Annotated in this window: 20 protein-coding genes; 15 read left to right on the top strand and 5 right to left on the bottom strand. The window is 61.8% G+C overall.

Annotated elements, in window-relative coordinates; genetic code table 11:
• Nucleotides 1–83: 83 nt before the first annotated feature.
• Nucleotides 84–2,354 carry an ATP-dependent Clp protease ATP-binding subunit ClpA gene (clpA, locus tag REH59_RS09685; RefSeq protein WP_003251217.1) on the bottom strand — a complete coding sequence of 757 codons (2,271 nt, stop codon included), beginning with the start codon at nucleotides 2,352–2,354 and terminating at the stop codon, nucleotides 84–86.
• Nucleotides 2,355–2,384: 30 nt separating this feature from the next.
• Entirely contained in the window at nucleotides 2,385–2,747 is a 363-nt protein-coding gene (gene clpS, locus REH59_RS09680) for an ATP-dependent Clp protease adapter ClpS (protein WP_003251220.1), read from the bottom strand.
• A gap of 230 nt (nucleotides 2,748–2,977) precedes the next feature.
• On the opposite strand from clpS, the gene cspD reads away from it, so the two are divergent.
• A complete protein-coding gene (gene cspD / locus REH59_RS09675) occupies nucleotides 2,978–3,244 on the top strand; it encodes a cold shock domain-containing protein CspD (protein ID WP_003251222.1) in 267 nt (88 codons plus the stop codon).
• A gap of 71 nt (nucleotides 3,245–3,315) precedes the next feature.
• Here the strand turns inward: cspD and icd are convergent, their stop codons facing one another.
• Nucleotides 3,316–4,572 (bottom strand): NADP-dependent isocitrate dehydrogenase, encoded by a 1,257-nt coding sequence (icd, locus tag REH59_RS09670; RefSeq protein ID WP_014859314.1) that lies wholly within the window; start codon nucleotides 4,570–4,572, stop codon nucleotides 3,316–3,318.
• 414 nt (nucleotides 4,573–4,986) lie between these two features.
• Between icd and REH59_RS09665 the strand changes: the two genes are divergently transcribed.
• From REH59_RS09665 to REH59_RS09610, 12 genes are all read left to right on the top strand, one after another.
• Complete coding sequence (locus tag REH59_RS09665) at nucleotides 4,987–7,212, top strand: NADP-dependent isocitrate dehydrogenase (RefSeq protein WP_014859315.1); 2,226 nt, start codon at nucleotides 4,987–4,989, stop codon at nucleotides 7,210–7,212.
• Between the two features lie 206 nt (nucleotides 7,213–7,418).
• A complete protein-coding gene (locus REH59_RS09660) occupies nucleotides 7,419–7,859 on the top strand; it encodes an NUDIX hydrolase (RefSeq protein WP_003251227.1) in 441 nt (146 codons plus the stop codon).
• Between the two features lie 59 nt (nucleotides 7,860–7,918).
• Nucleotides 7,919–9,043 carry a tRNA 2-thiouridine(34) synthase MnmA gene (gene mnmA, locus REH59_RS09655; protein WP_003251230.1) on the top strand — a complete coding sequence of 375 codons (1,125 nt, stop codon included), beginning with the start codon at nucleotides 7,919–7,921 and terminating at the stop codon, nucleotides 9,041–9,043.
• Nucleotides 9,040–9,666 (top strand): high frequency lysogenization protein HflD, encoded by a 627-nt coding sequence (gene hflD / locus REH59_RS09650; protein WP_003251232.1) that lies wholly within the window; start codon nucleotides 9,040–9,042, stop codon nucleotides 9,664–9,666. Before mnmA ends, hflD begins: the two co-directional genes overlap by 4 nt.
• A gap of 215 nt (nucleotides 9,667–9,881) precedes the next feature.
• A complete protein-coding gene (purB, locus tag REH59_RS09645; RefSeq protein ID WP_003251234.1) occupies nucleotides 9,882–11,252 on the top strand; it encodes an adenylosuccinate lyase in 1,371 nt (456 codons plus the stop codon).
• Between the two features lie 81 nt (nucleotides 11,253–11,333).
• Nucleotides 11,334–12,500 carry a cupin domain-containing protein gene (locus REH59_RS09640; RefSeq protein WP_012051819.1) on the top strand — a complete coding sequence of 389 codons (1,167 nt, stop codon included), beginning with the start codon at nucleotides 11,334–11,336 and terminating at the stop codon, nucleotides 12,498–12,500.
• Nucleotides 12,493–12,921: a GNAT family N-acetyltransferase gene (locus REH59_RS09635; protein WP_003251237.1), complete on the top strand. Its 429-nt coding sequence runs from the start codon at nucleotides 12,493–12,495 to the stop codon at nucleotides 12,919–12,921. Before REH59_RS09640 ends, REH59_RS09635 begins: the two co-directional genes overlap by 8 nt.
• 209 nt (nucleotides 12,922–13,130) lie before the next feature.
• Nucleotides 13,131–15,095, top strand: a complete 1,965-nt coding sequence (locus REH59_RS09630; protein WP_265536631.1) for a DNA topoisomerase III — start codon at nucleotides 13,131–13,133, stop codon at nucleotides 15,093–15,095.
• A 145-nt stretch (nucleotides 15,096–15,240) separates the two neighbouring features.
• A complete protein-coding gene (locus REH59_RS09625; RefSeq protein ID WP_014860796.1) occupies nucleotides 15,241–16,530 on the top strand; it encodes an NAD(P)/FAD-dependent oxidoreductase in 1,290 nt (429 codons plus the stop codon).
• Between the two features lie 173 nt (nucleotides 16,531–16,703).
• Nucleotides 16,704–17,534, top strand: a complete 831-nt coding sequence (locus REH59_RS09620) for an alpha/beta fold hydrolase (protein ID WP_014860797.1) — start codon at nucleotides 16,704–16,706, stop codon at nucleotides 17,532–17,534.
• Between the two features lie 229 nt (nucleotides 17,535–17,763).
• The gene (locus REH59_RS09615) at nucleotides 17,764–18,675 is read left to right on the top strand and encodes an RHS repeat-associated core domain-containing protein (protein ID WP_128573738.1); all 912 of its coding nucleotides are present in this window, start codon (nucleotides 17,764–17,766) and stop codon (nucleotides 18,673–18,675) included.
• A 148-nt stretch (nucleotides 18,676–18,823) separates the two neighbouring features.
• Nucleotides 18,824–19,603, top strand: a complete 780-nt coding sequence (locus tag REH59_RS09610) for a TSUP family transporter (RefSeq protein ID WP_060489072.1) — start codon at nucleotides 18,824–18,826, stop codon at nucleotides 19,601–19,603.
• 68 nt (nucleotides 19,604–19,671) lie between these two features.
• Here the strand turns inward: REH59_RS09610 and nudC are convergent, their stop codons facing one another.
• Both nudC and REH59_RS09600 read right to left on the bottom strand, forming a co-directional pair.
• Nucleotides 19,672–20,502, bottom strand: a complete 831-nt coding sequence (nudC, locus tag REH59_RS09605) for an NAD(+) diphosphatase (RefSeq protein WP_320450487.1) — start codon at nucleotides 20,500–20,502, stop codon at nucleotides 19,672–19,674.
• 36 nt (nucleotides 20,503–20,538) lie between these two features.
• Nucleotides 20,539–21,351 (bottom strand): crotonase/enoyl-CoA hydratase family protein, encoded by an 813-nt coding sequence (locus REH59_RS09600; RefSeq protein WP_014860800.1) that lies wholly within the window; start codon nucleotides 21,349–21,351, stop codon nucleotides 20,539–20,541.
• Between the two features lie 150 nt (nucleotides 21,352–21,501).
• Here REH59_RS09600 and nhaB point away from each other — a divergent pair, with 150 nt between their 5' ends.
• Together nhaB and REH59_RS09590 are read left to right on the top strand one after the other, a co-directional pair.
• A complete protein-coding gene (gene nhaB / locus REH59_RS09595; protein ID WP_003251254.1) occupies nucleotides 21,502–23,004 on the top strand; it encodes a sodium/proton antiporter NhaB in 1,503 nt (500 codons plus the stop codon).
• A gap of 146 nt (nucleotides 23,005–23,150) precedes the next feature.
• Nucleotides 23,151–23,696, top strand: coding sequence for a lipocalin family protein (locus REH59_RS09590; protein ID WP_003251256.1), 546 nt, complete (start codon nucleotides 23,151–23,153; stop codon nucleotides 23,694–23,696).
• Nucleotides 23,697–23,762 lie beyond the last annotated feature (66 nt).

The raw sequence follows: 23,762 nt of genomic DNA, 5'->3' as shown, positions 1-23,762 counted from the left end.
TCAAGCCATGAAAAAGCCCGGCCAGGTGCCGGGCTTTTTTGTGCCTTTTGAAACTGCAGGGGCTGCAAGGCAGCCCCTGCACATCACGCGACCTCAGCGGTGGTTTCGAAGTCGAACACCAGTTCGCCATCGCGCAGGTCGACATGCACCACGCCACCATGCTCGGCCAGCTCGCCAAACAGGATCTCCTCGGCCAGCGGCCGCTTGATCTTGTCCTGGATCAGCCGCGCCATTGGCCGCGCGCCCATCTGCACGTCATAGCCCGAAACCGCCAGCCAACCGCGCGCTTCATCGCTGACTTCCAGCAGCACACGCTTGTCTTCCAGTTGCGCCTGCAATTCGATAAGGAACTTGTCGACGATGCTTTTGATCGTCTCCGTGCTCAGGCGGCCAAACTGGATGATGGTATCCAGACGGTTGCGGAACTCTGGCGTGAAGCTCTTGCGGATCACTTCCATGGCATCGGACGCGTGGTCCTGATGAGTGAAGCCGATCGACGCCCGCGCCGCGGTTTCTGCACCGGCGTTGGTGGTCATGATCAGGATCACGTTACGGAAGTCGGCCTTGCGCCCGTTGTTGTCGGTCAAGGTACCGTGGTCCATCACCTGCAGCAGCAGATTGAAGACTTCCGGGTGGGCCTTCTCGATTTCATCGAGCAACAATACGCAGTGCGGCTGCTTGGTGATCGCCTCAGTCAACAAGCCACCCTGGTCAAAACCAACATAACCCGGCGGCGCACCAATCAAACGCGACACGGTGTGACGCTCCATGTACTCAGACATGTCGAAACGCACCAACTCCACACCCAGCGCCTTGGCCAGTTGCCGCGCCGCTTCGGTCTTGCCGACGCCGGTAGGGCCGGCGAACAGGAACGAACCCACCGGCTTGTCTGGCGACTTGAGGCCGGCACGGGACAGCTTGATCGCGGTGGCCAGCGAGTCGATTGCCTGGTCCTGGCCAAACACGGTCAGTTTCAGGTCGCGCTCAAGGTTACGCAGCAGCTCCTTGTCGGAACTGGTGACGTGCTTCGGCGGAATTCGCGCAATCTTGGCGACGATGTCCTCCACTTGCGGTACATCAATGCGCTTGACGCGATTGGCTTCTGGCTGCAGGCGCTGGTAGGCCCCAGCCTCGTCGATCACATCAATGGCCTTGTCAGGCATGTGCCGGTCGTTGATGTAGCGCGAAGCCAGTTCGGCGGCGGCGCGCAGGGCTTCGTCGCTGTACTCGATGTTGTGGTGGCTTTCGAAACGCCCTTTCAGGCCGCGCAGAATGCCCACGGTGTCTTCGACCGATGGCTCGCTGACATCCACCTTCTGGAAGCGCCGCGCCAGGGCACGGTCCTTCTCGAAGATGCCGCGAAACTCCTGGAACGTGGTCGAACCGATGCAGCGGATTTCACCCGACGACAGCAGCGGCTTGAGCAGGTTGGAGGCATCCATCACCCCGCCCGACGCCGCACCGGCGCCGATGATGGTGTGAATTTCGTCGATGAACAGGATGGCCTGCGGACGCTTGCGCAGCTCACCGAGCAGCGCCTTGAAGCGCTTCTCGAAGTCACCACGGTATTTGGTACCGGCCAGCAAGGCACCCAGATCGAGTGAGTAGACCACGCTCTGTGCCAGCAGGTCAGGCACCTGACCATCGACGATGCGCTTGGCCAGGCCTTCGGCGATGGCCGTCTTACCCACGCCAGCCTCACCCACCAGCAGCGGGTTGTTCTTGCGCCGACGGGCCAGGATTTGCGCCACGCGTTCCACTTCCTGCTCACGACCTACCAGCGGGTCGATACGGCCGGCACGGGCCAGCTCGTTCAAGTTGCTGGCGTAGGCGTCCAGCGGGTTGCTCGAAGAGGAGGTTTCGCCGCCCTCTTCGTCCTGCATGTCCTGCTCGCTTTCAGACTGCGCACCATGCCCTGGCACCTTGGAGATGCCGTGGGCGATGTAGTTGACCACGTCGATACGGGCCACGCTCTGCTGCTTGAGCAGGAACACGGCCTGGCTTTCCTGTTCGCTGAAGATCGCCACCAGCACGTTGGCGCCGGTCACTTCGCGCTTGCCAGAGCTCTGCACGTGGAACACGGCACGCTGCAGCACGCGCTGGAAGCCCAGGGTTGGCTGGGTTTCACGGTCTTCGTCGTTGACAGGGATCAACGGCGTGGTGGAGTCGATGAACTCTTGCAGGTCATGCTTGAGCTTGTCGAGATTGGCGCCACAGGCGCGCAGAACGGTCGCGGCAGCCTCATTGTCAAGGAGTGCCAGCAGCAGATGCTCGACGGTCATGAACTCATGACGCTTCGAACGAGCCTCCTTGAAGGCAAGATTGAGGGTGACTTCGAGCTCGCGGTTTAACATAGCTTCACCTCATACCCAAGTGGTCGGCGATTAACCGTCCTTCTCGATTTCACAGAGTAGCGGATGCTGGCTTTCCCTGGCGTATTGGTTGACCTGCATGGCCTTTGTTTCGGCGATGTCACGGGTAAACAATCCGCACACTGCCCGCCCCTCGGTATGGACGGTCAGCATGATCTTGGTCGCCAGCTCGCGGTTCAGACTGAAGAACGTCTCGAGCACTTCGACGACGAAATCCATTGGTGTGTAGTCATCGTTGAACAAAACCACCTTGTACATCGGTGGCGCCTGCAGGATCGGCTTGGCTTCCTGAACTGCAAGACCTGAGCCGTCGTCCTCATTCGATTGCGGGCGATCCTGATTGAATGTTAGTCGAATCTCACTAGGTGCATGCATGGAAAGAATTTCATCATGAGCGTCAGGTTAAGGTTGCGGGTTGACTGCACAGGCCACCGCCGGCGCAGGCGCCGCGTGACCTTGACTATCGGCAAAACGGTGTTACAACCAATAAGAACCCACCGTGGTCGATAAAGATCCGCGCAGTCAACCAGATTTTTCGCAAGGTTCGTATGCGGATGAAGTGGATGATACTCCAGTGATGGAGTCCTTTGCAGAGGGACATAGGGATGGCAAGCGGTAAAGTCAAGTGGTTCAACAATGCCAAGGGCTATGGATTCATCAATGAGGAAGGTAAATCCGATGACCTGTTCGCCCATTATTCCGCCATCCGAATGGACGGATACAAGACCCTGAAGGCTGGCCAGGCCGTGGTGTTCGACATCGTCCAGGGCCCCAAAGGCTTGCACGCCGTTGAAATCAAAGATGCTGCGGCCGCCGCGGCAGAGGCTGCCAGACCCCTGGGTGAGCCGCAAAGCGAAACTGCAAAAGCCTGACTGCCTGCGCTGTGCCGATAGACGAAAAAACCGGCCGTTTCTTTACAGGAGACGGCCGGTTTTCTGTTGCCTTACATGTGTTTGATCATTTCATCGCCAAAGCCTGAGCTGCTTACCAGCTTGGCGCCTTCCATCAACCGCTCGAAATCGTAGGTCACGGTCTTGGCCGCAATGGCACCATTGGTGCCTTTGATGATCAGGTCGGCGGCCTCGGTCCAACCCATGTGGCGCAGCATCATCTCTGCCGAGAGGATCACCGAGCCCGGGTTGACCTTGTCCTGCCCGGCATACTTGGGCGCCGTGCCGTGAGTGGCCTCGAACATGGCCACGGTGTCGGACAGGTTGGCGCCCGGCGCAATGCCGATACCGCCCACCTCCGCCGCCAGGGCATCGGACAGGTAGTCACCGTTGAGGTTGAGGGTGGCGATCACGTCGTATTCGGCCGGGCGTAGCAGGATCTGCTGCAGCATGGCGTCGGCAATGGCGTCCTTGACGATGACCTCGCGACCGGTCTTGGGGTTCTTGAATTTCATCCATGGGCCACCATCGAGCAGTTCAGCGCCGAACTCGTCACGCGCCACCTCGTACCCCCAGTCCTTGAACGCGCCCTCGGTGAACTTCATGATGTTGCCCTTGTGCACCAGGGTCAGCGATTCGCGGTCGTTATCCACCACGTATTGCAGGGCCTTGCGCACCAGACGCTTGGTACCCTCCTTAGACACCGGCTTGATGCCAATGCCGCAATCCTGGTCGAAGCGGATCTTGGTGACCCCCATTTCCTCCTTGAGAAACTTGATCACCTTGTTCGCCTCAGGCGACCCGGCCTTCCACTCGATGCCGGCATAGATGTCTTCGGAGTTCTCGCGGAAGATCACCATGTCGACGTCGCCCGGCTTTTTCACCGGGCTCGGTACACCCTGGAACCACAGCACCGGCCGCAGGCACACATACAGGTCCAGTTGCTGGCGCAGGGCCACGTTGAGCGAGCGGATGCCGCCACCGACCGGGGTGGTCAGCGGGCCCTTGATCGACACCACGTAATCACGCACGGCATCGAGGGTTTCCTGCGGCAACCAAGTATCCTGGTCATACTTTTGGGTGGCTTTCTCGCCAGCGTATACCTCCATCCAGGCGATCTTGCGCTTGCCGCCGTAGGCCTTCTCCACGGCGGCATCGACCACCTTGATCATTACCGGCGAAACATCGACGCCGATCCCGTCGCCTTCAATGTAAGGAATGATCGGATGATCAGGCACGTTGAGCGAATGATCTGCATTGACGGTGATCTTGCTGCCGTCGGTCGGAACCTTGATTTTCTGGTATCCCATGCTTGCACTACTCCGCTGTCGGGTGTGGTTTGGACATCGTGCGATCCACTGAGCCTAAACCACATCTGCCGACCTGCAAGGCATGCGACAACCCGCCGCATTGCCGCTTAGTCTTTGGTCTTATAAATGGGCCGATATCACTTGGCCTTGCTGATTAGCCCGAATGGTTTGGTATACTCCGCCGCGACCGAAGGGTCATCGGGGCGAATCCCAGGAAAATGCGGACCGCCCTAGGCCATGAATGGCCATAAAGCCTGGGTTGTTACCGCAGCTCAGCACTTGACGCTCGACTGATGCATCCACCATCACCGCTCGCAGCCTCTCGACTTTCCGCTCATGGCGCTGCCAGGGCGATGCGCCTACCCTGCGCACCACGAGACTCGAGCACGCTCAGCACACAGAGAGTTAACCCGCATGCCCACCCGTTCCAAGATCATCTATACCTTCACCGACGAAGCCCCCGCCCTCGCCACTTACTCGCTGCTGCCGATCATCGAAGCGTTCACCGCTTCGGCTGACATCGCTGTCGAAACTCGCGACATCTCCCTGGCTGGCCGTATCCTTGCCGCCTTCCCGGAGCAACTGGGCGCAGAGAAGCAAGTAGGCGATCACCTGGCGGAACTGGGCCAGCTGGCTACCACCCCTGAAGCCAACATCATCAAGCTGCCGAACATCAGCGCCTCGGTACCGCAGCTCAAAGCCGCGATCAAGGAACTGCAAGGCAAGGGCTTCAACATCCCTGACTACGCCGACGAGCCGGCCACCGCGGAAGAAAAAGAATCCCGTGCCCGCTACGACCGCATCAAAGGTTCCGCCGTGAACCCGGTGCTGCGCGAAGGCAACTCCGACCGCCGCGCGCCGCTGTCGGTCAAGAACTACGCCCGCAAGCACCCACACAAGATGGGTGCCTGGGCCGCCGACTCCAAGTCGCACGTTGCCCACATGACTCAAGGCGACTTCTACGGCAGCGAAAAGGCCGCGCTGATCGAAGCTGACGACAGCCTGCGCATCGAGCTGGTCGGCAAAGACGGCAGCACCACCGTGCTGAAAGAAAAAACCGCCGTCAAAGCCGCTGAAGTCATCGACTGCGCCACCATGAGCCGCAAGGCCCTGAAAGCCTTCATCGCCGAGCAGATCGCCGATGCCAAGGCCGCCGGCGTGCTGCTGTCGGTGCACCTGAAAGCCACCATGATGAAGGTCTCCGACCCGATCATGTTCGGCGTCATCGTCGAAGAGTTCTACAACGACGTGCTGACCAAGCACGCCGCTGCCCTGGCCGAAGTAGGCTTCAACGCCAACAACGGTATCGGCGACCTGTACGCCCGCATCAAGGACCTGCCAGCTGACAAGCAGGCCGAGATCGAAGCCGACATCCAGGCCCTGTACGCCGAGCGCCCGGCCCTGGCCATGGTCAACTCCGACAAAGGCATCACCAACCTGCACGTGCCGAGCGACGTGATCGTCGACGCCTCGATGCCGGCCATGATCCGTGACTCGGGCAAGATGTGGAACACCGCAGGCGAACTGCAAGACGCCAAGGCCGTGATCCCGGACCGCTGCTACGCCGGCATCTACCAGGCCACCATCGAAGACTGCAAGGTCAACGGTGCCTTCGACCCGACCACCATGGGCAGCGTGCCGAACGTTGGCCTGATGGCCCAAAAGGCCGAAGAGTATGGCTCCCACGACAAGACCTTCCAGGTCAAGGCTGACGGCGTGGTTCGTGTAGTCGATGGCAAGGGCAACGTGGTGCTGGAGCAGAACGTCGAAGCCGGTGACATCTTCCGTATGTGCCAGACCAAAGACGCGCCGATCCAGGACTGGGTCAAGCTGGCCGTCAACCGTGCCCGCCTGAGCAACACCCCGGCGGTGTTCTGGCTGGACCCGGCTCGCGCCCACGACGGCGTCATGATCGAGAAGGTGCAGAAGTACCTGAAAGATCACGACACCACCGGCCTGGACATCCGCATCCTGGCACCGGTCGACGCCATCAAGTTCTCCCTGGCCCGCATCCGCGAAGGCAAGGACACCATCTCGGTGACCGGCAACGTGCTGCGTGACTACCTGACCGACCTGTTCCCGATCATGGAGCTGGGCACCAGCGCCAAGATGCTGTCGATCGTGCCGCTGATGAACGGCGGTGGCCTGTTCGAAACCGGCGCCGGCGGTTCGGCTCCGAAGCACGTGCAACAGCTGGTTGAAGAGAACTTCCTGCGTTGGGATTCGCTGGGTGAATTCCTGGCCCTGGCCGCTTCCCTGGAGCACCTGGGCAACACCTACGACAACCCGCGCGCCAAGGTTCTGGCCAACACCCTGGACCAGGCTACCGGCAAGTTCCTCGACACCAACAAGTCGCCGTCGCGCAAAGTCGGCGGTATCGACAACCGCGGCAGCCACTTCTACCTGACCCTGTACTGGGCCGAAGCCCTGGCCGCTCAGACGGACGACGCTGCCCTGCAGGCACGTTTCGCACCACTGGCAAAAACCCTGGCCGAGAACGAAGCGACCATCGTCGCCGAGCTCAACGCCGTTCAGGGCAAGCCAGCCGACATCGGCGGCTACTACGCCCCGGATGCCGAGTTGACCGCCAAGGTGATGCGCCCAAGCCAGACCCTGAACAGCGCCATCGCTGCCCTGTAAGGTTCGCTTGAAGTAACAGCACAAACCCCGGCCACGCACCGGGGTTTGTGCTTTCTGGGAAAATGGGGCCGCTCTGCGGCCCTTCGCGGGCAAGCCCGCTCCTACAGGAGAGGTGCAGTTTGTGAGACCTGCGCTGCACCTTGTGGGAGCGGGCTTGCCCGCGAAGGACCGCAAGGCGGTCCCGGCAATCTGAAAGGACATGGCAAATGACCTGGCAACCCCACATCACCGTAGCGACCATCGTCGAGCACGAAGGCAAGTTCCTCTTCGTCGAGGAATTCAAAGCCAACCAGCACGTCTTCAACCAGCCGGCCGGCCACCTCGAGCCCAACGAGACCCTGCCCCAGGCCGCCCTGCGCGAAACCCTGGAGGAAACCGCCTGGGAAGTCGAGCTGACCGGCGTGGTCGGCATCTACCTGTACACCGCCCCCAGCAACGGCGTGACCTACCAGCGCATCTGCTTCGCCGCCCGCCCCGTGCGCCATCACGCCGACCTGGCACTGGACAGCGACATCGTCCGCGCCGTGTGGCTGACCCGCGACGAACTGCTGGCCGACCCCACTCGCTGGCGCAGCGAGCTGGTGCCGCGCTGCCTGGATGACTACCTCAAAGGCCCGCTGCACAGCCTCGACCTGCTACGCGACTGACGCGGCGCCACGGGTTTGATAGAATCGGCGTTTTTCCCCCTTGATACACACCGGTACCCATGACCAGCCCAGCACTTAAAGACCCCGCCAAGACCCGCGTCATCGTCGGCATGTCCGGCGGCGTGGACTCTTCCGTCTCAGCCCTTCTGCTCATCGAGCAGGGCTACCAGGTGGAAGGGCTGTTCATGAAGAACTGGGAAGAGGACGACGGCACCGAATACTGCACCGCCCGTGAAGACCTGGCCGACGCCCAGGCCGTGTGCGACCGTATCGGCATCAAGCTGCACACCGCCAACTTCGCCGCCGAATACTGGGACAACGTGTTCGAGCACTTCCTTGAGGAATACAAGGCTGGCCGCACCCCCAACCCCGACATCCTCTGCAACCGCGAAATCAAGTTCAAGGCGTTCCTCGACTACGCCCTGTCGCTGGGTGCCGACCTGATCGCCACCGGCCACTATGTGCGCCGCCGCGATACTGGCGCGCTCACCGAACTGCTCAAGGGCCTGGACCCGAACAAGGACCAGAGCTACTTCCTGCACGCCGTCGGCGGCCAGGAAATCGCCCGCACGCTGTTCCCGGTCGGCGAACTGGAAAAGCCCGAAGTACGCGCCATCGCCGAAAAGCACGGCCTGGCCACCGCCAAGAAGAAAGATTCCACCGGCATCTGCTTCATTGGCGAGCGCCGCTTCAGCGACTTCCTCAAGCAGTACCTGCCGGCCCAGCCGGGCGACATTGAAACCACCGAAGGTGAAGTGATCGGCCGCCACCATGGCCTGATGTACCACACCATCGGCCAGCGCCAGGGCCTGGGCATTGGCGGCCTGAAAGATGCCAGTGACGAGCCGTGGTACGTGCTGCACAAGGACCTGGCCCGCAACGTGCTGGTGGTCGGCCAGGGCAACGAGCACCCATGGCTGTTCTCCCGCGCCCTGCTGGCCTCGGACATTTTCTGGGTCAACCCGGTCGACCTCGGCAGCCCACGCCAGCTGACTGCCAAGGTGCGCTACCGCCAGAGCGACCAGCGATGCACCCTGGAACGCACCGCCAGCGGCTACCGCGCCGTGTTCGACGAGCCTCAGCGCGCCGTAACGCCGGGCCAGTCAGTGGTGTTCTATGACGGCGAAGTGTGCCTGGGCGGTGGCGTGATCGAGGCTGCCGAGCCGTGGAGCCCGCGCGCATGAGCAACCTGCAGGAGCAGCTGATCGCATTGGGCGGTGTGTTCCAGGCCGCCGTGCTTGTCGACCGCATCGCCCGCACCGGCCAGGCCAGTGAAGCCAATATCGGCTGCATGCTGGGCAGCCTGCTGGTGCGTGACCCCAAGGACACCCTGGAGGTGTTCGGCGGTGACGACCTGAACCTGCGCGACGGCTACCGAGCGCTGATCGGCGCCCTCGAGCGCGACCCCAACAGCCTGCAGCGCGAGCCACTGCGCTACGCCCTGTCGATGCTGGGCCTGGAACGCCAGCTGAACAAGCGTGGTGACCTGCTGGACACCATCGGCAACCGCCTGCCGCAAATCCAGTCGCAGGCCGAGCATTTCGGCCTGGTTCACGAAAACGTCATCGCTTCCAGTGGAGCCTTGTATCAAGACACCCTGAGCACCTTGCGCCAGCGCATTCAGGTGCACGGCGACATGCGCTTCCTGCAGCAGCCCAACAACGCCTCGAAGATCCGCGCCTTGCTGCTGGCCGGCATCCGCGCCGCGCGACTGTGGCGGCAGCTGGGCGGGCACCGCTGGCAGCTGGTGTTTAGCCGGCGCAAGTTGCTGAACGAACTGTACGACATGATGCGCAGCCCCACCTGACGGGCTGGGCTGCCCTTTGTGGGAGCGGGCGTGCCCGCGAAGCAGGCGACGCGGTGTATGGCACCGGCTACGCCGGTGTTCGCGGGCACGCCTGCTCCCACAGGGGCTGCCACCAGATCCAAATTGGGCCGACCTTTGGTCAGCCACCCGACCCAGGCGCAATTTTCATGTATGATATGCGCCCTTCCAAAAGCCTGACTGTCCGAGAACACCCCATGCAGCTTTCTTCGCTCACTGCGGTTTCCCCTGTAGACGGCCGTTATGCCGGCAAAACCCAGGCCTTGCGCCCCATTTTCAGCGAATTCGGCCTGATCCGTTTCCGCGCCCTGGTCGAAGTGCGCTGGCTGCAGCGCCTGGCCGCCCACCCGCAAATCGGCGAAGTGCCGGCGTTCTCCGCCGAAGCCAACGCCCTGCTGGACAGCCTGGCCAACGATTTCAAGCTGGAGCACGCCGAGCGCGTCAAGGAAATCGAGCGCACCACCAACCACGACGTCAAGGCCATTGAATACCTCCTCAAGGAGCAGGCCGCCAAGCTGCCTGAGCTGGCCAAGGTCAGCGAGTTCATCCACTTCGCCTGCACCAGCGAGGACATCAACAACCTGTCCCACGCCCTGATGCTGCGCGCTGGCCGTGACGAAGTGCTGTTGCCGCTGATGCGCCAGGTCGCCGACGCCATCCGCGCCCTGGCCCACGCCCACGCCGAAGTGCCAATGCTGTCGCGTACCCATGGTCAGCCGGCTTCCCCGACCACCCTGGGTAAAGAACTGGCCAACGTCGTGTACCGCCTGGAGCGCCAGATCGCCCAGGTTGCCGCCGTGCCGCTGCTGGGCAAGATCAACGGCGCCGTGGGCAACTACAACGCCCACCTGTCGGCCTACTCGCAGATCGACTGGGAAGAGAACGCCCGCGCCTTCATCGAAGACGAACTGGGCCTGCAGTTCAACCCGTACACCACCCAGATCGAGCCGCACGACTACATCGCCGAGCTGTTCGACGCCATCGCCCGCTTCAACACCATCCTGATCGACTTCGACCGTGATGTGTGGGGCTACATTTCGCTGGGTTACTTCAAGCAGAAGACCGTTGCCGGCGAAATCGGTTCGTCGACCATGCCGCACAAGGTCAACCCGATCGACTTCGAAAACTCCGAAGGCAACCTGGGTATCGCCAACGCGCTGTTCCAGCACCTGGCCAGCAAGCTGCCGATCTCGCGCTGGCAGCGTGACCTGACCGACTCCACCGTGCTGCGCAACCTGGGCGTGGGCTTTGCCCACAGCGTGATCGCCTTCGAGGCCAGCCTGAAAGGCATCGGCAAGCTGGAAGTCAACGAAGCTCGCATCGCCGCCGACCTGGACGCCTGCTGGGAAGTGCTGGCCGAGCCGATCCAGACCGTGATGCGCCGCTTCAACATCGAAAACCCCTACGAGAAGCTCAAAGAGCTGACCCGTGGCAAGGGCATCACCCCAGAAGCGCTGCTGACCTTCATCGACGGCCTGGACATGCCAGCCGAAGCCAAGGCCGAGCTCAAGCAGCTGACCCCCGCTACCTACATCGGTAACGCGGCGGCCCAGGCCAAACGCATCTAAGCTGAGCGTCGCGTACAACGCCCGGCCTGGCCGGGCGTTTTTATTCCCGTACGAAAATTACGTTTTTTCAATAGGTTGAACATGAATCCTGATACTCCACTGCAGCTGCTCGGCGGCATCTCGGCCCGCGAATTCATGCGCGACTACTGGCAGAAGAAGCCGCTGCTGGTACGCCAGGCCTTCCCGGACTTCATCAGCCCGATCGACCCCGACGAGCTCGCCGGCCTGGCCCTGGAAGACGAGGTCGAGTCGCGTATCGTGCTGGAGCACGGCGCGCACCCGTGGGAACTGCGCCGCGGCCCGTTCAGCGAAGACACCTTCGCCGAACTGCCGGAAAAAGACTGGACCCTGCTGGTACAGGCCGTTGACCAGTTCGTTCCGGAAGTGGCCGAACTGCTGGAAAACTTCCGCTTCCTGCCCAGCTGGCGTATCGATGACGTGATGATCAGCTTCGCCGCCCCGGGTGGCAGCGTCGGCCCGCACTTCGACAACTACGACGTGTTCCTGCTGCAGGGCCACGGCCAGCGCAACTGGAAGATCGGCCAGATGTGCAGCAGTGACAGCCCGCTGCTGGAGCACGCCGACCTGCGTATCCTGGCCGAGTTCGAGCAGAGTGAAGAGTGGACCCTGGAGCCCGGCGACATGCTCTACCTGCCACCGCGCCTGGCTCACTACGGCGTAGCCGTGGATGACTGCCTGACCTACTCGGTCGGCTTCCGCGCACCGAGCGCTGCCGAAGTGCTGACCCACTTCACCGACTTCCTCGGCCAGTTCCTGCCCGACGAAGAGCGCTACAGCGACGCCGACGCCCAGCCGGTCAGCGACCCGCACCAGATCCAGCACGATGCCCTCGACCGCCTCAAGGCGCTGCTCGACAAGCACATGGGCGACAAGGACCTGCTGCTGACCTGGTTCGGCCAGTTCATGACCGAGCCGCGCTACCCCGAGCAGATCGTTGGCGAAGAGCTGAGCGAGGAAGAGCTGATCGACGCCCTTGAGCAGGGCGCCATCCTGATCCGCAACCCCAGCGCACGCCTGGCCTGGTCGGAATTCGAAGACGACCTGCTGCTGTTCGCCAGCGGCCGTAGTTGCCCACTGCCCGGCAAACTGCGAGAGCTGCTGAAACTGGTATGTGCGGCCGACGCCTTGCACATCGACAACCTGGCCGAGTGGCTGCAGGACGAAGATGGCCTTATGCTGGTACAGCAGCTGGTCAAACAAGGGAGCCTGGGATTCGCCAATGAATAAGATCAGCGTTCGCCTCGCCGATTGGCACAAAGACAACGCCGACATCCGCCGAATCCGTGAAGCCGTGTTCGTCGCCGAGCAGCACATTCCGCCAGAGCTGGAGTTCGATTCGGAAGACCAGGATGCCCTGCACTTCCTGGCCCTGGAAGGCGACTATCCGATCGGTACTGCGCGCCTGCTGGCCGACGGCACCATCGGGCGCATCTCGGTGCTCAAGGACTGGCGTGGCCTGAAGGTGGGCGATGCGTTGGTCAATGCGGTCATCGTCGAAGCGCAGAACCGCGACCTGAAACAGCAGATGCTCAGCGCCCAGGTACACGCCACGCCGTTCTATGAGCGGCTGGGCTTTCGCGTAGTCAGCGAGGAATTCCTCGAAGCTGGCATCCCGCATGTCGACATGGTGCGCGACTCGCGCGCCTGATCCATCACCTGTGCCGGCCGCTTCGCGGGTAAACCCGCTCCTACAAGCACCACGCGTCCCTGTAGGAGCGGGTTTACCCGCGAAGAGGCCGGCTCAGGCGATATACATCCCCGCTGACAAAAAACCTGTACATCCATCCAGATAAAACTTGCCTCTGCGCCCCCGCTTGCGCATCCTATGGCCCACCACCCCGATGAAGCGTCCCGGCCATGCGCCTGTTCCTCTGTGAAAAACCCTCCCAGGCAAAAGACATTGCCAAAGTGCTCGGCGCCAACCGCAAAGGCGACGGCTGCTGGCAAGGCACCGATATCTGCGTCACCTGGTGCATTGGCCACCTGCTGGAAACCGCCCCGCCCGACAGCTACGACGAACGTTACAAGCGCTGGAACCTGGCCGACCTGCCGATCATTCCAGACAAGTGGAAGATGCTGGTAAAGCCCAAGACCGCCAGCCAGTTCAAGGCGGTCAAGCGCCTGCTCGGTGAAGCGCGGGAGCTGGTGATTGCCACCGACGCCGACCGCGAAGGCGAAATGATTGCCCGCGAGCTGGTCGAGCACTGCCGCTACCGAGGCCCGGTGCAGCGCCTGTGGCTGTCGGCGCTGGATGACGCCTCCATCCGCAAGGCCCTGGCGCGCCTGCTGCCAGGCCACGAGACGTTCAACCTGTACCACTCGGCGCTGGGCCGCTCGCGCGCCGACTGGCTGATCGGCATGAACATGAGCCGGCTGTTCACCTTGCTGGGCCGCCAATCCGGCTACCAGGGTGTGCTGCCAGTAGGCCGCGTGCAAACGCCGACCTTGCGCCTGGTGGTCGACCGCGACCGCAGCATCGCCAACTTCGTACCGGTGCCGTTCTGGGCCATCGACGTCCAGCTGGAACACGCCGGCCAACGCTTCAATGCCCAATGGCGTGCCCCCGAAGACGCCTGTGATGACCAAGGCCGCTGCCTGAAGCAAGACCTGGCACAGCGGGCCGCCACCGACATCGGCCATGCCGGCACTGCCCGAGCGGTAAAGGTAGCGACCGAGCGTGTGCGCGAAGCAGCACCGCTGCCCTTCGACCTTGGCACCCTGCAGGAGCTGTGCTCGAAAAAGTTCGGCCTCGGCGCCCAGGAAACCCTCGACATTGCCCAGGCACTGTACGAAACACACAAGTTGATCACCTACCCGCGCAGTGATTGCGGCTATTTGCCACAAAGCCAGCACGCCGAGGCACCCGCCATCCTCGCCGCCCTGCAACGGGCCGATGCCAGCCTGGCACCGCTGCAGCCCTACCTGGAGCCGCAACGCCGCTCGCGGGCGTGGAACGACGCCAAAGTCAGCGCTCACCATGGCATCATCCCCACGGCCGCCGCCAACGACCCCTCGCGCCTGCCGGCCAAGCACAAGGCCGTGTATACCCTGATCCGCGCCCGCTATCTGGCGCAGTTCCTGCCCAACCATGAGTACGACCGCACCCAGGCCGACTTCGACTGCGCCGGTCATGCGCTGCGTGCTGTGGGCAAGCAGATCGTCGAGCCGGGCTGGCGCCGCGCCTTGCCCGAGGCGCTCACCCCGGCCAAAGGCCGCGAGGCAGCACCGGCCCAGGTGCTGCCGGCGCTGCGCGAAGGCCAGGACTGCAACGTACACGGCCTGCAACTGAAAGACCTGTGGACCCAGCCACCCAAACCGTTTACCGAAGGCGACCTGATCAAGGCGATGAAAAACGTGGCCAAGCTGGTGGATGACCCTCGGCTGAAGCAGAAACTCAAGGAAACCACCGGCATCGGCACCGAGGCCACCCGCGCCAGCATTATCCAGGGTCTGCTCGACCGCGGTTACCTGGTAAAGAACGGCAAGGCGTTGTCGGCCACACCTGCGGCCTTCAGCCTGATCGACGCCGTTCCCCGCGCGATTGCCGACCCCGGCACCACGGCGATCTGGGAGCAGGCGCTGGACATGGTGCAAAGCGGCGAGATGACCCTGGAAGAGTTCGTTGCCCGGCAGTCGGCGTGGATGGGCAAGCTGGTCGAGCGTTGCAGCGGCATGCGCATGACCATCAGCGGGCCAGCGGCAGGAGCGGCCCCGCCCTGGAAGAAGAAACGTCGCGGTGGAGGTGGCAAAAGCAAAGCGGCCGGAAACAAGGCAACTCCGAGCAAGCCACGCCAGGCGCGGAAAAAGCGAGCCCCCCTGTAGGAGCGGGTTCACCCGCGAAGAGGCCAGCCCAGGCAACACATTAACCACAGGCAAACCACAAACCCCGACCAACACATTGGCAACGTGAAATTTAACTGCTAACTTTTCATGAAAATAAACATAATAATTTTCACGGAAATCCCGCATGTTCAAACAATCCGCCCAGCACGTCGCCAGTTACTACGCCCAGACCTACCCCGCCAACATCCCATTACGCCCTACCCTGCAAGGCACTCAGGACACCGATGTGCTGATCATCGGCGCCGGTTTCAGCGGCCTGCACACTGCCCTGCGCCTGACCCAGGCCGGCAAACGCGTAACACTGCTGGAAGCCAGCCGGGTTGCCTGGGCGGCCTCCGGACGCAACGGTGGCCAGGCGCTGCTGGGCTGGTCGTGCGACATGCCGCCGCTGGAGCAGGCCCTTGGCATCGAACGCACCCAACGGCTATGGGCCAGCATGTGCTGGGCCGCCGACGAGATGCGCGAACTGCCCCAGCGCCACGGCTTCGACATCGACTACCGGCAGGGCAGCCTGTGGACTGCGGTATTGCCGCGCCGGGTAAAAATGCTCGAAGAGGCCCTGCATGATGCCGAGCATAAATGGGGTTACGACGCCCTGCGCCTGATCGGCCGTGACGAGTTGCCGCAATGGATCGACAGCCCGCGCTACCAGGCCGCGCTGTACGACGCCAAAGGTGCCCACCTCAACCCGCTGAAACTGGCACAGGGCCTGGCCAGTACCATCGAGGCTGCCGGCGGGCAAATCTACGAACAGAGCCAGGTGCTCAGCTACCAGCAGGCTCGCGACGGCTATGTCGTCCGTACCGACCGTGGCGAAGTTCGCTGCCAGGTATTGGTGCTGGCCTGCAACGCCTACATCGACCGCCTTGACCGCAGCCTGTCGCGTCGCCTGTTGCCAGTCGGTTCCTACCAGGTCGCCACTGCGCCTCTGGATGCCGACTTGGCCCATTCGTTACTACCTCGCAACAGTTGCGTGATCGACAACCAGTTCGTACCCGACTACTTCCGCCTCACCCCAGACCACCGCCTGCTGTTCGGTGGCGGCTGCACTTACCTGGGCGGCATTCCCAAGGACGTCGCCAGCGCCACCCGCCCGTACCTGGAGCGGGTGTTCCCGCAACTGGCCGGGGTGGCCATCGACTATGCCTGGGGCGGCCATATCGATTGCAGCATGCAACGCACCCCGGACGTCGGTCGCGAGGGCCAGCGCTACTGGCTGCAGGGCTTCTCCGGTCATGGTGTACTGCCGACCCTGGCGGCGGCGCGTGCGGTCAGCGATGCCATTCTCGGCGATGAAGACCTGTTGGCGCTGTACCAAGGCATCGACAACGGCCGCTTCCCCGGTGGCGACCTGCTGGCTGCGCCATTGGAAGCGGCGGCAAAGGCCTGGTACCGCATGCGCGACCGTGTCTGAAGGGCATCAGTATTGCCTGTGCGGGCCTCTTCGCGGGTGAACCCGCTCCTACACTGTGAGGTCCCTTTCACCCGCGAAGAGGCCCGCACAGGCACCACAACTTCCTGATACCCGCCAAAATCCCTCCTATTCTCAATAGTTCCCTTCGCTTCCTGCACCCAGGAGACACGACCATGAGCTATGTAACCACGAAGGACGGCGTACAGATCTTCTACAAGGACTGGGGCCCGCGCGATGCGCCGGTGATCCACTTCCACCACGGCTGGCCGCTCAGTGCCGATGACTGGGACGCGCAGATGCTGTTCTTCCTCGCTGAAGGCTACCGCGTGGTCGCCCACGACCGGCGGGGCCATGGCCGCTCCAGCCAGGTATGGGACGGCCACGACATGGACCACTATGCCGACGACGTAGCCGCCGTGGTCGCCCACCTGGGCACCCAGGGCGCCGTGCATGTCGGCCATTCGACCGGCGGCGGCGAAGTGGTGCGCTACATGGCACGGCACCCTGAAGACAAGGTGGCCAAGGCCGTGCTGATCGCGGCCGTCCCCCCCTTGATGGTACAAACCCCCGGCAACCCCGGTGGCCTGCCCAAGTCGGTATTCGACGGTTTCCAGGCCCAGGTTGCCAGCAACCGGGCGCAGTTCTACCGGGATGTGCCAACAGGGCCGTTCTACGGCTACAACCGCCCTGGGGTCGAAGCCAGCGAAGGCATCATCGGCAACTGGTGGCGCCAAGGCATGATCGGCAGTGCAAAGGCCCATTACGATGGCATCGTGGCGTTTTCCCAGACCGATTTCACCGAGGACCTGAAGGGCATCCAGCAGCCGGTGCTGGTGATGCACGGCGACGATGACCAGATCGTGCCATACGAAAATTCCGGGGTACTGTCGGCCAGGCTGTTGCCCAATGGCACGCTGAAAACCTACAAAGGCTACCCGCATGGCATGCCCACCACCCATGCCGATGTGATCAATGCGGATTTGCTGGCGTTTATCCGTAGTTGATGTTTTCGCCAGTACCGGCCCTTTCGCGGGTAAACCCGCTCCTACAGGTCCTCCACCGTCCTCAAGACCTGTGCAGTACCTGTAGGAGCGGGTTTACCCGCGAAAGGGCCGGTACAAGCAACACACTTATGTGGTGTCTGTATGCAACTGGCAAATCTACCAGTTGCGCGCCTGCCTATTTTGTTCGAGGGTAGTCTCAATTGACCATTCCCACGCCAGCAGGTTGACCATGTCACAAAACAGGAAGCAATGCTTATTTTACAAAAATGACCACCTGTCTTCGAAAATTGACAGCGGACGTTCCGTAACAGTGTTTTCCATCTCAAACATTCCTCTGGCGGAACACTCAACCGAAACACTATTACTGGCAACAGACTCACGTAACTCCATAGCAAGGCGCTCTTATCGCAGCGGCACTTGCAACCTGACCTACACCGCTTACGGGTACAGCTTTACAGCTCATATGATGGGATTCACCGGACAACGCTTCGATGACGTCACAAACTGCTACCTCCTTGGTAACGGTTATCGCGCCTTTAGTCCAAGATTAGCTCGATTTTATTCAGCAGACAGCCTCAGCCCGTTTACAAAACACACACATAACGCCTATGCCTATTGCCTGGGTGACCCAGTAAATTACCACGACCCTTCGGGACATATGTTACGCCGCCTCAATACAATGTGGAATAGCGTAAAGAATAAGTTCGTGAAGCCCAGGATTCATTACATCAACAAAGCAAGGGAAGCAATCACGAATTTCCCCAACCTCGAACAATACTCCACTATCGTTGACAGTCCAAACGTAACCCAAGACACCCTCCAGATGATCTACAGGCTTCCGAAGATGGACGCCATGCTTGCTGAGCTTAGAGACACAGCAGTCCTTAACTGGCGTTTCAAGAAAGGCAATATTGAAGGCCCCATCATTCAAGACTTTGACTATCTCAAGCATTTGGACATAGACGGAAAACTTGCCTACATAGGACTAGTGGAAAAGAGCCATAAGTATAGAGCCCAGTTGAACAACTTAGCATTAGCGTCCCAGCAAACCGCCAAAAGGCATTCGAGCATTCAATTACCCGCTACGTCACCTGATCTATCACATCCAGCCACTCTCAGATCAGTGAGGCGAGGGTCATAAAGACACTAACCTGAACGAGCACGTCTGCATCGGGTGTTATGAAACAAGTAAACGGCTTGAAACACTGACAGCCTCAGGGACGAGAGATTATCATGGCCGATTATCAGTCCATTTGCCGCAATCCGGCCCTTCAGCTTGAAAGCCTCCCATGCCCTTCGAACTCACCGTAGAACCCCTAACCTTACTCATCCTGGCGCTGGTCGCTTTCGTCGCCGGTTTCATCGACGCCATCGCCGGTGGCGGGGGCCTGCTCACCACTCCGGCCCTGCTCACTGCCGGCATGCCACCGCACCTGGTACTGGGCACCAACAAGCTCAGTTCCACCTTCGGCTCGGCCACTGCAGGTTTCACTTACTACAAACGCAAACTGTTCCACCCGGCGCAGTGGCGCCCGGCATTGTTCGCCACCCTGACCGGGGCGTCGCTCGGCGCCGTCATCGCCCACTACATGCCAGCCGAATGGCTGAACAAGATGTTGCCGGTGATCGTCTTCGCCTGTGGCATCTACCTGTTGTTCGGCGGCACGCCCAAGGCGCCGCTGGATGCCGATGCACCGATCAAGAAAAAGTGGCAAGTCCCGCAAGGCTTCACCCTGGGCTTCTACGACGGCGTAGCTGGCCCGGGTACCGGTGCGTTCTGGACGGTCAGTACCCTGCTGCTGTACCCCATCGACCTGGTACGCGCCAGCGGCGTGGCGCGCAGCATGAACTTCGTCAGCAACATCGCGGCGCTGACGGTGTTCATCATTTCCGGGCAGGTGGACTACATCGTCGGCCTGTGCATGGGCCTGTCGGTCATGGTCGGCGCCTTTTTCGGCGCACGCACGGCGATCAGCGGCGGCAGCAAGTTCATCCGCCCGGTGTTCATCACCGTGGTGCTGGCGTTGACCGTGCGCTTAGCGTGGCAACACTGGTTCGGGCAGGCCTGAGGGGCTTTGGCAATGGAATGACCATTGCCTGCGCCCTGCGCCTAGTCGGAGAACATTGTTCACTGCAGCTAGGACGGGAAAGCAGGGATATCAAGGCCCAGGCGCCGCGCAACATACAGATCGATCAGGTACCGGGCAATCGAACGCCCGGCCGGCAGCGGCGGCAGGTCGTGGACGCTGAACCACTTGGCGTCCTCGATCTCGTCCGGCTGCATGACAATCTCGCCCCCGGCATACTCGGCATGGAAACCCAACATCATCGAATGCGGAAACGGCCAGCACTGGCTGCCGACGTACTGGATGTTCTGCACCTCCACCGCCACTTCTTCGCGCACTTCGCGCACCAGGCAGTCTTCAGCCGATTCACCCGGTTCGGCGAAACCTGCCAAGGTGCTGTACACCCCGGTGACGAAGCGTGGCGAACGCGCCAGCAGGATTTCATCACCGCGGGTCACCAGCACGATCATGCAGGGTGAAATGCGCGGATAGCTGCGCAGGTCGCAGGGCTGGCAGTACATCGCCCGCTCCCAGCGAATTTGCGTCATCGCCTGGCCGCAACTGCCGCAGAAGCGATGCTCGCGCGCCCAGGTACCGATTTGTGCGGCATAGCCCAGCACCTTGTAGGTGTCGAAGTCGCCTTCGAGCATGAACGCACGCAGGCCGCGCCAGCTGCAGCCAGGCACATCAGTGGCGCTGCGCAGTTCCAGCAGGAACACCGGCTGGCCGTCAAAGTGACCGATGCCGTGCTCGCACAGCACGTCGAGGTCCTGGCGCTTGAGCCAGTCGCGGGGGAACAGCGCGCCGTTGGCGTCCACCAGAAACCCTTCAGGGCTGCAGGCCACGGCTAGCCCCCCGGTCATCTGTGGGTCGAGTACTGCAGTAGTCCAGCGTGCTGACATGTCGGGGGTTCCTTTACTGCGCGTCCCCCGGCCCGATCAGTCGGCGAACGTCGGTTTCTGTTTGCTCATGTGCGCCGCCACCGCCACGCGCAGGTCTTCGGACTGCAGCATTGCGGCGTTCCAGGTGGCAATGTAGTCCAGGCCATCGTCGATGCGATGGTCACGCATGTAGCTGAGCATTTCCTTGGTGCCGGCCACAGCGATCGGCGATTTTGCGGCAATCTCGCGGGCGATGGCAAAGACGCCGTCCATCAGTGCGCCCTGATCATCATAGACTCGGTTGACCAGGCCGATGCGCAGCGCCTCGTCGGCCTCGACATTGCGCCCGGTAAACGCCAGCTCCCGCATGATGCCGTCGCCAATGATGCGTGGCAAACGTTGCAATGTGCCGACATCGGCCGCCATACCCATGTCGATTTCCTTGATCGAGAACTGCGCGTCACTGCTGCAGTAGCGCATGTCGCACGCCGAGATGAGGTCGATGGCGCCGCCGATGCAGTAGCCTTGCACGGCCGCCAGTACGGGTTTGCGGCACGTGTCCACAGCAGTGAACGAGGCCTGCAGCCGCTGGATGGTCTTGCGCAGGAAGCGTGCATTGCGGCCCACGTCCTTGCCCATCTGCCCAGCCAGCGAGGCCAGCATCATCAGGTCGATACCGGCGGAAAAGTGCTTGCCAGCGCCGCTGATCACCACCGCGCGCACGGCATCGGTGTCATCGATCCACTGGAAGATGTCGACGATTTCCTCCCAGAAGGCCGCATTCATCGCGTTGACCTTCTCTGGGCGATTGATCTGAACATGGGCGACGCTGTCGGTCAGTTCGACCTTTAATGCACTGTACTCGGTCACGGGCGGCACTCCTGCGGGCGAAAAGTTCATGGTCCGGATGTTAACTCATGCCGATGACCGTACTTGTGCCAAAAACGGGACTGTATGCCTTGCCTAAGGCGCAATGATCCGGCACCGTGCGCCATCGCTGAATCATAAGGATACATATTCATGTCGCGCTCCCTGACCGGCGCCCTCGCTCACGGTTTCCTGGGCCAGTCGCCGCTTTGGTACAAAGCGGTCATCTGCCTGTTCCTGGTGCTCAATCCGCTTCTGCTGGCAACCATTGGCCCGGCTGCAGCAGGGTGGGCGCTGGTAATCGAGTTCATCTTCACCCTGGGCATGGCGCTGAAGTGCTACCCGCTGATGCCCGGCGGATTGTTGCTGATCGAAGCCCTGCTGTTGCAGATGACCACGCCGCAGGCACTGTACGAAGAACTGCAGCACAACTTCCCGGTAATCCTGCTGCTGATGTTCATGGTCGCCGGTATCCATTTCATGAAGGAACTGCTGCTGTTCCTGTTCTCGCGCATTCTGCTGGGTGTGCGCTCGAAAGCCATGCTGTCGCTACTGTTCTGCGTACTGTCGGCATTCCTTTCGGCCTTTCTCGATGCGCTGACCGTGACGGCCGTGATCATCAGCGCCGCGGTCGGCTTTTATGCGGTCTACCATCGCGTGGCGTCCGGCGCCAACCCGCGTGAAGACAGCGCACTGGACAGCGACCAGCAAGTGGCGCAGTTACACCGTGACGACCTGAACCAGTTCCGCGCGTTCCTGCGCAGCTTGCTGATGCACGGCGCAGTGGGTACCGCCCTGGGTGGCGTGTGCACGCTGGTGGGCGAGCCGCAGAACCTGCTGATCGGCCACGAGATGGGCTGGCACTTCGCTGACTTCTTCCTCAAGGTGGCGCCCGTGTCGATACCGGTGCTGGGTGCCGGCCTGCTGACCTGCGTGTTGCTGGAAAAGCTGCGCCTGTTCGGCTACGGCACGCTGATGCCTGAAACAGTGCGCCAGGTACTGGCTGCCTATGCCGCCGAGGACGATGCCGCACGTACCCAGGCCCAGCGCATCGCGCTGTGGGTACAAGGGCTTGCTGCCCTGATCCTGATCATCTGCCTGGGGCTGCATGTGGCCGAGGTCGGCCTGATCGGCCTGATGGTGATCGTACTGATCACGGCCTTCACCGGCATCACCGACGAGCACCGCCTGGGCCGTGCCTTCCAGGACGCCATGCCATTCACTTCGCTGTTGGTGGTGTTCTTTGCCGTGGTCGCGGTGATTCATCAGCAACAATTGTTCAGCCCATTGATCAGCTGGGTGCTGACGCTGCCGGCCGAACAGCAACCGGGCATGCTGTATCTGGCCAACGGTTTGCTGTCGGCGATCAGCGACAATGTGTTCGTTGCCACCATCTACATCACCGAAGTGAAGCAGGCATTTCTCAACGGCAGCATGAGCCGCGAGCATTTCGAAACACTGGCGGTGGCGATCAACACCGGCACCAACCTGCCAAGCGTGGCGACGCCGAACGGGCAGGCGGCGTTCCTGTTCCTGCTGACCTCGGCCATTGCGCCGCTGATCCGGCTGTCGTATGGACGGATGGTGTGGATGGCGCTGCCCTATACCGTGGTGATGGGCGGGTTGGGATGGTGGGCGGTGACGTACTGGCTGTGAGGCAGGCCTGTGCGGACCTGTGCGGGCCCTTTCGCGGGTAAAACCGCTCCTGCACGGGTTTACCCGCAGGCAATATCGTCTACAACTTTTTCCCCGCACAGGCGTCGAAACACAGGTACGCCCCATCCGCTCCAAGGAGGTCACCCATGGCGCTGCGCACTACACTGCTGCTTTCCTGCATGACCCTGGCCCTGCTCGGCTGCGCCGGCAACGATCACCCGGCACCGCCGCGCACCCAGCAGGTCGACTTGCAACGCTACCAGGGCACTTGGTATGAACTGGCGCGACTGCCGATGTTCTTCCAGCGTAACTGCGTGAAGTCCGAGGCGCGCTATGGCTTGCGCGAGGACGGCCGTATCGATGTAACCAACCGCTGCCAGGAAAAGGACGGCCAGTGGAATGAAGCCAAGGGCATCGCCGAGGCTCAGCAACCGGGCAGCACCGACAAGCTGTGGGTGCGCTTCGACAACTGGTTCAGCCGCCTGGCACCGGGCCTGACCAAGGGCGAGTACTGGGTGCTGTACCACGACAAGGACTACCGCGTGGCTCTGGTCGGCCACCCCAACCGCGAGTACCTGTGGCTGCTTTCGCGCACGCCAGCGGTCACCGACCAGCAGCGCGAGCAACTGCTGACAATCGCCCGAGAGCAAGGGTATGACACCAGCAAGCTCATCTGGCGACAGGATAACTAGCGGGCCGTCGACGGCGGATGGCAATCCGGCTAAGGTGTGCGCCCCGTATCACCTTGGCCGCTTCTG

The sequence above is a fragment of the Pseudomonas sp. BO3-4 genome (genome assembly GCF_034044115.1).
Taxonomy (GTDB): Bacteria; Pseudomonadota; Gammaproteobacteria; order Pseudomonadales; family Pseudomonadaceae; genus Aquipseudomonas; species Aquipseudomonas alloputida.
Note: the sequence above shows the minus strand (reverse complement) of the source record. Positions and strands in the feature narration are given on the sequence as shown.

What these genes read in the sequence shown, in the direction of transcription:
- clpA (WP_003251217.1), bottom strand. Translation starts at nt 2,354, where the DNA reads ATGTTAAACCGCGAGCTCGAAGTCACCCTCAATCTTGCCTTCAAGGAG.
- clpS (WP_003251220.1), bottom strand. Translation starts at nt 2,747, where the DNA reads ATGCATGCACCTAGTGAGATTCGACTAACATTCAATCAGGATCGCCCG.
- cspD (WP_003251222.1), top strand. Translation starts at nt 2,978, where the DNA reads ATGGCAAGCGGTAAAGTCAAGTGGTTCAACAATGCCAAGGGCTATGGA.
- icd (WP_014859314.1), bottom strand. Translation starts at nt 4,572, where the DNA reads ATGGGATACCAGAAAATCAAGGTTCCGACCGACGGCAGCAAGATCACC.
- REH59_RS09665 (WP_014859315.1), top strand. Translation starts at nt 4,987, where the DNA reads ATGCCCACCCGTTCCAAGATCATCTATACCTTCACCGACGAAGCCCCC.
- REH59_RS09660 (WP_003251227.1), top strand. Translation starts at nt 7,419, where the DNA reads ATGACCTGGCAACCCCACATCACCGTAGCGACCATCGTCGAGCACGAA.
- mnmA (WP_003251230.1), top strand. Translation starts at nt 7,919, where the DNA reads ATGACCAGCCCAGCACTTAAAGACCCCGCCAAGACCCGCGTCATCGTC.
- hflD (WP_003251232.1), top strand. Translation starts at nt 9,040, where the DNA reads ATGAGCAACCTGCAGGAGCAGCTGATCGCATTGGGCGGTGTGTTCCAG.
- purB (WP_003251234.1), top strand. Translation starts at nt 9,882, where the DNA reads ATGCAGCTTTCTTCGCTCACTGCGGTTTCCCCTGTAGACGGCCGTTAT.
- REH59_RS09640 (WP_012051819.1), top strand. Translation starts at nt 11,334, where the DNA reads ATGAATCCTGATACTCCACTGCAGCTGCTCGGCGGCATCTCGGCCCGC.
- REH59_RS09635 (WP_003251237.1), top strand. Translation starts at nt 12,493, where the DNA reads ATGAATAAGATCAGCGTTCGCCTCGCCGATTGGCACAAAGACAACGCC.
- REH59_RS09630 (WP_265536631.1), top strand. Translation starts at nt 13,131, where the DNA reads ATGCGCCTGTTCCTCTGTGAAAAACCCTCCCAGGCAAAAGACATTGCC.
- REH59_RS09625 (WP_014860796.1), top strand. Translation starts at nt 15,241, where the DNA reads ATGTTCAAACAATCCGCCCAGCACGTCGCCAGTTACTACGCCCAGACC.
- REH59_RS09620 (WP_014860797.1), top strand. Translation starts at nt 16,704, where the DNA reads ATGAGCTATGTAACCACGAAGGACGGCGTACAGATCTTCTACAAGGAC.
- REH59_RS09615 (WP_128573738.1), top strand. Translation starts at nt 17,764, where the DNA reads ATGTCACAAAACAGGAAGCAATGCTTATTTTACAAAAATGACCACCTG.
- REH59_RS09610 (WP_060489072.1), top strand. Translation starts at nt 18,824, where the DNA reads ATGCCCTTCGAACTCACCGTAGAACCCCTAACCTTACTCATCCTGGCG.
- nudC (WP_320450487.1), bottom strand. Translation starts at nt 20,502, where the DNA reads ATGTCAGCACGCTGGACTACTGCAGTACTCGACCCACAGATGACCGGG.
- nhaB (WP_003251254.1), top strand. Translation starts at nt 21,502, where the DNA reads ATGTCGCGCTCCCTGACCGGCGCCCTCGCTCACGGTTTCCTGGGCCAG.
- REH59_RS09590 (WP_003251256.1), top strand. Translation starts at nt 23,151, where the DNA reads ATGGCGCTGCGCACTACACTGCTGCTTTCCTGCATGACCCTGGCCCTG.